We start from the raw sequence: 8,786 nt of genomic DNA, 5'->3' as shown, positions 1-8,786 counted from the left end.
GGATCAGACTGCCTGGCCGGGTTCCGCGATGGCCTCGATCGTGATTGCCGCCGAAATGCTCCGTCGGCCGGAAAGCGCGCAAAGGCAGCATTGCTCACATCGAGCGCCTTATTCGGGCAGATAGCAAGAAGTATCTGATGAATCATGCTCTGCGCGTAGCGATAAACTCGGTGATAATCGCCATGATTGAAGTCACACTGGAATAAATGACTTCGTGCCTTGCGAGATCATATCAGACACCCCACATCAGAATTACCTCGAACCGCATCGAAATTATACTTCGCGCTATTTGCGCGAAGCGCCCCGATCTGGGCCAAACGGAGCCCAGCCATGACAGATATTTCCAGAAACTGGTTCATTTATCGGATTTGGGCCGCAGATCGCCATCTGGTTTGGTTCGCGCATGGCGGCCTCATCGCCGCATTCGCGCTGGCGTTTGCGCTCGTCGTGAAATGATGTCTACCGTGGAAGCGCCGCTCGAAAAGGCCCGGCTCGCAGCCGCCGGCTATGCTCCGGCGCCGGAGGCATCTGCGCTGATCTATGGATTGATCGGGATGGCGCTCTGGAGCGTCGGCATGTGGGGAGCGGGCCAATTTTATGACATGCCCCTGATTCCCCATCTGTCGCTGGTTGTTGCGGGCTCGCTGATCGCTTTTCCCGTCGGGATCTGGCTGCGAAAGACGCGCAAGCGGCGCCATGTCGCTGCCTGTCGGGCTGAATTGCTGCGTCTTGGCGGAGGGCTCAGGTCATGAGTATCGACTTTCCCAATGCGATCCGGCGCTACGAACCCGGCCGCGGCTGCGTGAGCTTCTGGGGCTCCGAAGCTTCGCTGGAAGTCATGTTCCAGATCGAGCTCGATGTTCTCCGCACTTTGAGTCCCGCGATCATCGACGGAAGCGAGAGTTCGTTCCTCGTCGCATTCGACCTCAATCGATCGACGATCTTGCGGGCCGCTCGCTCCGCCTATTCGAAGAAGCGCGGCGGCTATCATCGGCTGTCGGCCGGCAACTTCAGCTAATCCTTGTTTTATCGCATTGTCCTCACGCGAACGGGTGTCCGCGTCGCTCGCAGAGGCTCAAACGAGGGCCGGGACACCACCGGCTGCTCGCAGAGGACTGGCGCTGGAAGCGGTGCAGCATCGAGATGCCACGACCTTGCGACTTCGCGTTTGCGCAGGCATCGTCAATCGCAGGAGGGCGCAACATCATGAGCGAACGACGAGAGCTCTATCGCAGCCCCGCGGGCGACTGCTGGTTTCTGGGGCGGGAGCCGACGAGCGGCGCAGCCTTCGTGATCCATCAACCGAATGGCCCAGGGGGCGGCCAGCTATCGCATATGGAGCTGGGGGCCTTCCTCGTCTCCGGAAAATCGGACCGTCCCGAGCAACGGGCCTTGCTCCGTCTCATCGGGACGCTCGTGGACGTGCCTCCATACGCAGATCGGGAATGACGTCAAGATAGGGTCCCCAAAGAGGAGTCAGCATTGCGCTGCCGCCTTGTCGAGACAGCATCTGCCGCTTTTCCCTCATGCCCGAAACGTGACCTGCGCCAGGCGTCGAAAGAGCGCCCAATTCGCCTCTCGTTGTCTCCATACCGCTTCTGGAAATGACCGTCGCGGCGCCTCGCGCGCCGCCAAGCGCCCCTCACCGCCCCTTGATCTCCTCGCGCAGCTCCGTGAGCACGCGCCGCAGCCCGTGAATCTGGTCGACGAGATGCAGGATGACGTCGATGCCCGCGTCATTGGCGCCGAGATCGTCCTTGAGCTGCCGGATCAGATGCGCGCGTGCCAGCTCGATCTCGCCGAAGAGCAACCCGGCCTCGGCCTCCTCCGGGACGAGCCAGCGCTGCTCCAGCCAGAGCTCCAGCACCTGGACCTGGATTCCCGACGAGGAGAGAAATTCCTGCTTGGTCATCCTCATCACGCCCTGCCCTCACGCGGATCGTAATCCTTGTCCTTCCAGCCCGAGACGAAGCTCTCCAGCTCCGGATCGGGCGATTTCGGCAGCACTACCTTGAGCTGGACGAACTGGTCGCCATGGCCCCCCTCGCGCCGCGGCACGCCCCTGCCGCGCAGCCGCAGCTTCGTGCCGGTGTTCGAGCCCTTGGGCACCGACATCGTCACGTCGCCCGTCGGCGTGGGAACCCGCACCTGCCCGCCGAGAACCGCCTCGGTCAGCGAGATCGGCAATTCCAGCGTGATGTCGTCGCCCTCGCGGGTGAAGCGGCGATCGGGCCTGACCTCCACCTCGATCAGGGCATCGCCCGGCCCGCCCTTGCCGGACCCGGGAGCGCCCTTGCCCTTGAGGCGCAGCGTCTGGCCGTTCACAAGTCCGGCCGGGATCTTCACGTCGATCGTGCCGCCGTCCGGCAGCGTCAACCGCTTGGTCGCGCCGGCGATCGAATCCACCAGGTCGACCGCCAGATGGTATTGCAGATCCTGCCCGCGGCGGTTCGCCCGCGCCTGCTGGCTGCGGCGCAGCAGCTCGGCGAAGGCGTCGTCCTGATCCATGAAATCGGAAAAGCCGGCGGCATCCGCATAGCGATCGCCCTGGTCCGAGGTGGCGTAGTCCCGATAGTAGTGGCGCTGCGGCCGCTCGGCACCCGACTCGTCGATCTCGCCGGCATCGAAGCGCTTGCGCTTCTCGGCGTCGCTGAGCAGGTCATAAGCCCCTGCGACCTCCTTGAACTTCTCCTCGGCCGCCTTGTCGCCGGGGTTGAGATCGGGGTGCAGCTTCTTCGCCAGCTTGCGATAGGCGCTCTGAATCTCTGCGGCGGAGGCCGTCGCGGCGACACCCAAAACCTCGTAGGGATTTTTCACGGGCTACTCCGAAAGCCTGTCCATCGGCGAAGTTTGCACGGACCGGCATCACTTCGCATTGAATGTGATAGCCGCACGCGTCCCATCGCAGAAGGGCTTGTTTCGCGAGCCGCCGCAACGGCACAAGGTCACGCGCTGGCGGGTTTCGTCGGTTTCACCATCGGCAGAGAACGACCGCAATCCCGCCCAGCAGCCAGATCGGCCCGCTGCAAGCCTCCTCGGGATCCTCGATGAAGGCGGCCGCAGGCGCCCCGGCTCAGCCGGCGAGAACCAGCTTGATGATCCCGCTCAGCAGGCCGAGAACCGCCACGCTCGCGACCCAGATGCCCGCCATCCAGGCGAGCCGCTTCCAGAGCGGGGCGGCGGGCGTCATCAATGATATCCGTGCACGCCGGCCTTGCCGCGGAACACCCAATAGGCCCAGCCGGTATAGGCGAGGATGATCGGGATGATGACGAGTGCGCCGGGGAGCATGAAGACCTGGCTCGAATGGGGTGCCGCCGCATCCCAGATCGTCACCGCGCGCGGCACGGCGTAAGGATAGATGCTGATCCCCAGGCCGACGAAGCCAAGCAGGAAGAGCGCGAGCGCCATCAGGAAAGGCAGCCGCTCGAACTCGCGCTTCAAGCCCCAGAACAGCGCCGCGGCGCAGATCGCGACCAGCAGCGGCACCTGTGCCGTCAGCAGCACGCCGGGCATGGCGAACCAGCGCCGCCAGTAATCATAGGCCAGGAAGGGCGTGGCCGCGCTGACGGCTGCGAGCGCGGCGAGCGTCGCCAGCGCCAGCCAGAAGGCGACGCGGCGGGCGTGGTGCTGGCTGGACCCTTCCGTCTTCCAGATCAGCCAGGTCGCGCCGAGCAGGCCGTAGCCGATCACGACGGCGATGCCGGTGAGCAGGCTGAAGGGGCTGAGCCAGTCGAGCCATCCTCCGGCATAGGCGTCCTGCTCGACACGAATGCCTTGCAGGATCGCACCCAGCGTCACGCCCTGCGTGAAGGCGGCAACGAAGGAACCGAGGCAGAAGGCGGCATCCCAGAGCGGACGATGGCGCGGGTCGCGCCAGCGGAATTCGAAGGCGACGCCCCGGAAGACCAGGCCGAGCAGCATGGCGATCATCAGCGGATAGGTCGCCGGCAGGATGATGCCATAGGCCAGCGGGAAGGCGGCGAAGAGGCCGCCGCCGCCCAGCACCAGCCAGGTCTCATTGCCGTCCCAGACCGGCGCGATCGAGTTCATCGCCTGGTCGCGCTCGTCGCCGACCGCCAGGCTCGGGAACAGGATGCCGATGCCGAGGTCGAAACCGTCCATCACGACATAGGCCATGACCGCGAAGCCGATGATGCCGGCCCAGAAGATGGTGAGATCGATGCTGGCCATGGCGTTCACTCCCCCGCGCCGGCCGGAGCGACGATGCCGGGCGCCGGCGTGATGCCCGCCGCGCGTTGCGGCATCGGGGCCGGAGGCGGCTCGCCGCTGCCGGGCGGCTTCGCCATCAGCCGCAGCAGGTAATAGACGCCGGCGCCGAAGGCGAAGAAATAGACGATGACGAAGGCGATGAGCGAAGCGGCCACGGCCGGCGCCGCCAGCGGCGAATGGGATTCCGCCGTCCGCAGCAGACCATAGACCGTGAAGGGCTGGCGTCCGACCTCGGTCGTCACCCAGCCGGCGATCACCGCGACGAAGCCCGACGGCCCCATCAGGATGGCGGCCCGGTGCAGCCAGGACCAGTCGTAGAGCTTGCGCCGGAAACGGGCGAGCAGGCTCCACAGGCCGATGCCCAGCATGGCGAAGCCCAGCGCGACCATGATCCGGAACGACCAGAACACGATCGGCACCGGCGGCCAGTTCTCGCGCGGGAAATCGACGAGGCCCGACAGCGGCGCGAAGGGATCGTGCTTCAGGATCAGCGAGCCCAGATGCGGGATCGAGACTTCGTAGTCGACCCGCGCCTCAGCGCTGTTGGGCAGGCCGAACAGGATCAGCGGCGCGCCGTTCGGGCTCGGCTGGTAGTCGCCCTCCATCGCCAGGACCTTGGCGGGCTGATGCTCCAGCGTGTTGAGCCCATGTGCGTCGCCGGCCAGGATCTGGATCGGCGCGACCAGCGCCGCCATCCACATCGCCATCGAGAACATCGTGCGGGCGCCGGCATTCGCCCGGTTCTTCAGCAAGTGCCAGGCCCCGACTCCGCCGACGACGAAGGCGGTGGTCAGGTAAGCGGCGATGACCGTGTGGACGAGGCGGTAGGGGAAGCTCGGGTTGAAGATGATCGGCAGCCAGGAGCCGGCCGGAACGAACTGTCCCTTGGCGTTGATGGCGTAGCCGGCCGGCGTCTGCATCCAGCTGTTCACCGAGATGATCCAGGTCGCCGAGATAAGGGTGCCGAGCGCCACCATGCACGTCGCGAAGAAATGCAGCCGTCGGCCGACCTTGTTCATCCCGAACAGCATCACGCCGAGGAAGCCGGCCTCCAGGAAGAAGGCGGTCAGCACCTCATAGGCCATCAGCGGCCCGATGATCGGCCCGGCCTTGGTCGAGAAGACCGACCAGTTCGTGCCGAACTGGTAGGACATCACCACGCCCGAGACGACGCCCATGCCGAACACGACCGCGAAGATCTTGAGCCAGTAGCGGAAGAGATCGAGATAAACCGCCCGCCCCGTCTTCAGCCACAGCGCCTCGAGCACCATGAGATAGCTCGCCAGCCCGATTGAGAAGGCCGGGAAGATGAAGTGGAACGAGACCGTGAACGCGAATTGCGCGCGGGCCAGGACCACCGGATCGAACTGGTCGAACAACGTCCTTCCTCCCAAAACGTGACGCCCGCCCGGCAATCGGCTCCTCCGCGGATGCCGCCCTGCAGAGCCCCTGCGTCTCAGCCCGCGACGACGCGGACCGGTATCGACTTGCCGGCGGGCGTGCCGCTGATCCTGTCGCAGTCATCCAGCGGCAGGAGTGGATTGAGTCCGGAGTAGTAGCCCGCGACCACGCCGCACGGCATGGGATAGTCGAGGATGGTGAGGCCGTCGACGCGACGTTTGATCCCATCCTCGCTGATCGTCTCGAGCGCAATGCGCGCGCCTGAATCCAGCCCGCGCTCCTCCCGGTCCTGCGCATTCATGAAAAGGACCATGCGATCGTTGTAAACGCCCCGCGGCGCGTATAAGCGCGCCGAATAGCGGCCAGGAACAAATCATAGACCGGCCCCACCCCGTTCCGGAACGCGCCCGCTAAGATCGCTGCGGCGTCTATCGACAGGGCGCCGCCTGTCGAGCCAGTGCCTTCCGGGCGTGACCTCGTCAGCGACAAAAACGGGGAATGATCATGACCGCCAATCTTCACGTCAGCCGATATTCGGCAACATTATGCATGCTTGCCCTCGGCCTGGCCTTCACCGTGCCGGCCTCGGCGCAGCAAAGCGACATCCCGCTGCCTGCCGCGGTCAAATCGGCCGGGCAGATCGTCGTCGGCATCGAGACCACCTATCCGCCGATGGCCTTCAAGGACCCGAAGACCAACGAGCGGGCCGGCTTCAATGTCGAGCTCGTCAACGCGATCGCGAGAGAGCTCGGCCTCGCCGTCAAATGGGAGGAGATGAGCTTCGAGCAACTCATGACCTCGCTGACCACCGGCCGCATCGACATGATCGGCACCGCGATCAGCGACCTGCCCTCCCGCCGCGACAAGCTGACCTTCGTGGATTACCTCGCCACCGGCGCGCAGCCCTTCGCCCTCTCGGCCAAGGCCGGCGAACTGAAGAGCAATGCCGATCTCTGCGGCAAGACGGTCGGCGCGCCGCGCACCACGAGCTACATGCCGGTGACGGCGGCCTGGAGCGAGAAGAACTGCGCCGGCGCCGGCAAGCCCGCGATCACCGTGAACGGCACGGCCGGCGCGACCGCGACCCGGCTCGAACTCAAGCAGGGCCGGCTCGATGCCGCCGTGCTCGGGCCGGAATATGTCGCTTATCTCATGGCGGACGAGCCCAACACCTACGCTTTCGTCGGCGAGCCCCTGAACAAGACGCTGTTCGGCTTCGCCTTCGAGAAGAAGAACGGCGATCTGCGCGACGCCGTCGCCAAGGCGACCGCGGCAGTGATGAAGAATGGCGGCTACCAGCAGGCCCTGAAGAAATTCGGCCTCGAACGGCAGGGCCTTTCCGAGCCCACGATCGACGCCGGCCAATGATGTCGGTCCAGGAGACCGGCACGGGCAGTACGCTGATGAAGGCCGTGATGCTCGCGCAGTTCGGCGGGCCGGAGGCGCTGGTCTGGGACGATGTCCCGGCCCCGCGCGCCGCGCCGGGCGAGATCGTGCTGCGCGTCCATGCGGCGGCGCTGAACTATGCCGACCTGCTACAGCGGCGCGGCACCTATGGCATCGAGCAGAGCCTGCCGCGCATCATCGGCTATGAATGCTCCGGCATCGTCGCCGAGATCGGGGCGGGCGTGACCGGCTGGCGCGTCGGCGATCCCGCCTGCGCCCTGGTTTCAAGCGGCGCCTATGCCAGTCTCGTTGCCGTGCCTGCGGCGCAGGTGCTGCCGATCCCGGCCGGCATCGACCTGACGGAGGCCGCCGCCCTGCCGGAAGCCGCCTGCACCGTCTGGTCGAACGTGCTCGATCTCGGCGCCCTCAAGACCGGCGAGACGCTGCTCGTCCATGGCGGCGCCGGCGGCATAGGCTCCTTCGCCATCCAGGCGGCCAAGGCGATCGGCGCCCGCGTCTTCGCCACGGCCGGCAGCGCCGAGAAGCTGGATCGCTGCCGCGATTTCGGCGTCGACCGTGCGATCTCTTACGCGGACGAGGATTTCGTTGCCGTGATCGAAGCCGAGACCGGCGGGCGCGGCGCCGACGTCATCCTCGACAACATGGGCGCGCCCTATCTCGGCCGGAACGTCGCGGCGCTCGCCTTCGACGGCCGCATCGCGATGATCGGCCTGCAGGGCGGGCGCGATGCGCAGATCAATCTCGGCGCGATGATGCGCAAGCGCGCCGGCTTGTTCACCACCTCGCTGCGCGACCGGCCGGCCGCCGCCAAGGCGCGGATCGTCGCGGGGGTTCTGCGCGATCTCTGGCCGCATGTCGCCGCCGGCCGCATCCGCCCCGTCATCGACCGCCGCTTTCCGCTGGCGGAGGCAGCCGCCGCCCATCGCTACATGGAAAGCGGCAGCCATGTCGGAAAGATCCTGCTGATCGCGCCGGAGGCCATTTGAGCCTGCGGCAAGTCTTTTGCTTCGCCACCGCTTTTGCTTCGCCACCGCCTTTCACCGACGACCTCAAGCCATCGAGGCCAGATGACCGCTGAAACCGAAAACCTCATCATTGTTCCCCGCCGGCATTTCGGGCGGATCATCGGCGCGGCGATCGTCTGCATCGCGCTCGCCGCGATCGTGCGCGCCTTCGCCGTCGGCCAGATCGAGTGGAACTACGTCGCCGAATTCCTGACCGTGCCGGTTATCCTGAACGGGCTGGTCAACACGATCGTCATGGCGATCCTGGCGATGCTGCTCGGCATCACGCTGGGTGTCGTCTTCGCGGTGATGCGGCTCTCGGCCAATCCCGTGCTGTCGAAGACCGCGATCGGCTATATCTGGTTCTTCCGGGCCGTGCCGGCGCTGCTGCAATTGCTGCTCTGGTTCAACCTCGCGCTGGTCTTCCCGACGCTGGGCATCCCCGGCCTGTTCTCGTTCAAGACCGTCGACGTGATGACGCCCTTCGTCGCGGCCTTGCTCGGGCTCGGCATCCAGCAGGGCGCCTTCACGGCGGAGGTGGTGCGCGCCGGCCTGCTCTCGGTCGATAACGGCCAGTACGAGGCGGCGCAGACGCTCGGCATGACGCGGCTTCAGCTCTTGCGGCGGATCATCATGCCGCAGGCGATGCGTGTGATCGTGCCGCCGATCGGCAACGAGTTCATCGGCATGGTGAAGCTTACCTCGCTGGCGAGCGTCATCCAGTTCGCCGAGATCCTGCAC

At 65.8% G+C, this 8,786-nt stretch carries 13 protein-coding genes; 6 read left to right on the top strand and 7 right to left on the bottom strand.

Annotated features, from left to right (window positions below):
* The first annotated feature begins 330 nt into the window (after positions 1–330).
* The 3 genes from JHD80_RS29165 to JHD80_RS25740 are packed head-to-tail and all read left to right on the top strand — an operon-like array spanning position 331 to position 1,018.
* Entirely contained in the window at positions 331–456 is a 126-nt protein-coding gene (locus JHD80_RS29165) for a hypothetical protein (protein WP_282568443.1), read from the top strand.
* Between the two features lie 8 nt (positions 457–464).
* Positions 465–752, top strand: coding sequence for a hypothetical protein (locus tag JHD80_RS25745; RefSeq protein WP_199093226.1), 288 nt, complete (start codon positions 465–467; stop codon positions 750–752).
* The gene (locus tag JHD80_RS25740; RefSeq protein WP_199093224.1) at positions 749–1,018 is read left to right on the top strand and encodes a DUF1488 family protein; all 270 of its coding nucleotides are present in this window, start codon (positions 749–751) and stop codon (positions 1,016–1,018) included. The genes JHD80_RS25745 and JHD80_RS25740 overlap by 4 nt, the downstream gene beginning before the upstream one ends.
* A 624-nt stretch (positions 1,019–1,642) precedes the next feature.
* On the opposite strand, the gene JHD80_RS25735 is transcribed toward JHD80_RS25740, so the two are convergent.
* From JHD80_RS25735 to JHD80_RS25705, 7 genes are all read right to left on the bottom strand, one after another.
* Positions 1,643–1,912, bottom strand: coding sequence for a chaperone modulator CbpM (locus tag JHD80_RS25735; protein ID WP_199093222.1), 270 nt, complete (start codon positions 1,910–1,912; stop codon positions 1,643–1,645).
* A 5-nt stretch (positions 1,913–1,917) separates the two neighbouring features.
* Positions 1,918–2,817 (bottom strand): DnaJ C-terminal domain-containing protein, encoded by a 900-nt coding sequence (locus JHD80_RS25730; RefSeq protein ID WP_199093220.1) that lies wholly within the window; start codon positions 2,815–2,817, stop codon positions 1,918–1,920.
* 48 nt (positions 2,818–2,865) lie between these two features.
* On the bottom strand, positions 2,866–2,997 hold the full coding sequence (locus JHD80_RS29430; protein WP_465246559.1) for a CDGSH iron-sulfur domain-containing protein: 132 nt from the start codon (positions 2,995–2,997) through the stop codon (positions 2,866–2,868).
* 76 nt (positions 2,998–3,073) lie between these two features.
* On the bottom strand, positions 3,074–3,190 hold the full coding sequence (locus tag JHD80_RS25720) for a DUF2474 family protein (protein ID WP_199093218.1): 117 nt from the start codon (positions 3,188–3,190) through the stop codon (positions 3,074–3,076).
* Positions 3,190–4,194, bottom strand: a complete 1,005-nt coding sequence (cydB, locus tag JHD80_RS25715; RefSeq protein ID WP_199093216.1) for a cytochrome d ubiquinol oxidase subunit II — start codon at positions 4,192–4,194, stop codon at positions 3,190–3,192. The genes JHD80_RS25720 and cydB overlap by 1 nt, the downstream gene beginning before the upstream one ends.
* A 5-nt stretch (positions 4,195–4,199) precedes the next feature.
* A complete protein-coding gene (locus JHD80_RS25710; protein WP_199093214.1) occupies positions 4,200–5,612 on the bottom strand; it encodes a cytochrome ubiquinol oxidase subunit I in 1,413 nt (470 codons plus the stop codon).
* A gap of 77 nt (positions 5,613–5,689) precedes the next feature.
* Positions 5,690–5,947, bottom strand: coding sequence for a hypothetical protein (locus JHD80_RS25705; RefSeq protein WP_199093212.1), 258 nt, complete (start codon positions 5,945–5,947; stop codon positions 5,690–5,692).
* A gap of 236 nt (positions 5,948–6,183) precedes the next feature.
* Here JHD80_RS25705 and JHD80_RS25700 point away from each other — a divergent pair, with 236 nt between their 5' ends.
* The 3 genes from JHD80_RS25700 to JHD80_RS25690 form a co-directional block, all read left to right on the top strand.
* Positions 6,184–7,002, top strand: coding sequence for a transporter substrate-binding domain-containing protein (locus JHD80_RS25700; RefSeq protein WP_199093210.1), 819 nt, complete (start codon positions 6,184–6,186; stop codon positions 7,000–7,002).
* Entirely contained in the window at positions 6,999–8,027 is a 1,029-nt protein-coding gene (locus JHD80_RS25695; protein WP_248311780.1) for an NAD(P)H-quinone oxidoreductase, read from the top strand. The genes JHD80_RS25700 and JHD80_RS25695 overlap by 4 nt, the downstream gene beginning before the upstream one ends.
* Before the next feature lie 81 nt (positions 8,028–8,108).
* A partial coding sequence (locus JHD80_RS25690) for an amino acid ABC transporter permease (protein WP_199093208.1) occupies positions 8,109–8,786 on the top strand: 678 nt, incomplete at its 3' end.

The sequence above is a fragment of the Allobosea sp. ASV33 genome, assembly GCF_016428755.1.
Taxonomy (GTDB): Bacteria; Pseudomonadota; Alphaproteobacteria; order Rhizobiales; family Beijerinckiaceae; genus Allobosea.
Note: the sequence above shows the minus strand (reverse complement) of the source record. Positions and strands in the feature narration are given on the sequence as shown.

Bases quoted from the DNA above. Each gene is read 5' to 3' on its own strand.
- JHD80_RS25705 (WP_199093212.1), bottom strand. From the start codon at position 5,947: ATGGTCCTTTTCATGAATGCGCAGGACCGGGAGGAGCGCGGGCTGGAT.
- JHD80_RS25700 (WP_199093210.1), top strand. From the start codon at position 6,184: ATGCTTGCCCTCGGCCTGGCCTTCACCGTGCCGGCCTCGGCGCAGCAA.
- JHD80_RS25735 (WP_199093222.1), bottom strand. From the start codon at position 1,912: ATGACCAAGCAGGAATTTCTCTCCTCGTCGGGAATCCAGGTCCAGGTG.
- JHD80_RS29165 (WP_282568443.1), top strand. From the start codon at position 331: ATGACAGATATTTCCAGAAACTGGTTCATTTATCGGATTTGGGCCGCA.
- JHD80_RS25740 (WP_199093224.1), top strand. From the start codon at position 749: ATGAGTATCGACTTTCCCAATGCGATCCGGCGCTACGAACCCGGCCGC.
- JHD80_RS25695 (WP_248311780.1), top strand. From the start codon at position 6,999: ATGATGTCGGTCCAGGAGACCGGCACGGGCAGTACGCTGATGAAGGCC.
- cydB (WP_199093216.1), bottom strand. From the start codon at position 4,194: ATGGCCAGCATCGATCTCACCATCTTCTGGGCCGGCATCATCGGCTTC.
- JHD80_RS25720 (WP_199093218.1), bottom strand. From the start codon at position 3,190: ATGACGCCCGCCGCCCCGCTCTGGAAGCGGCTCGCCTGGATGGCGGGC.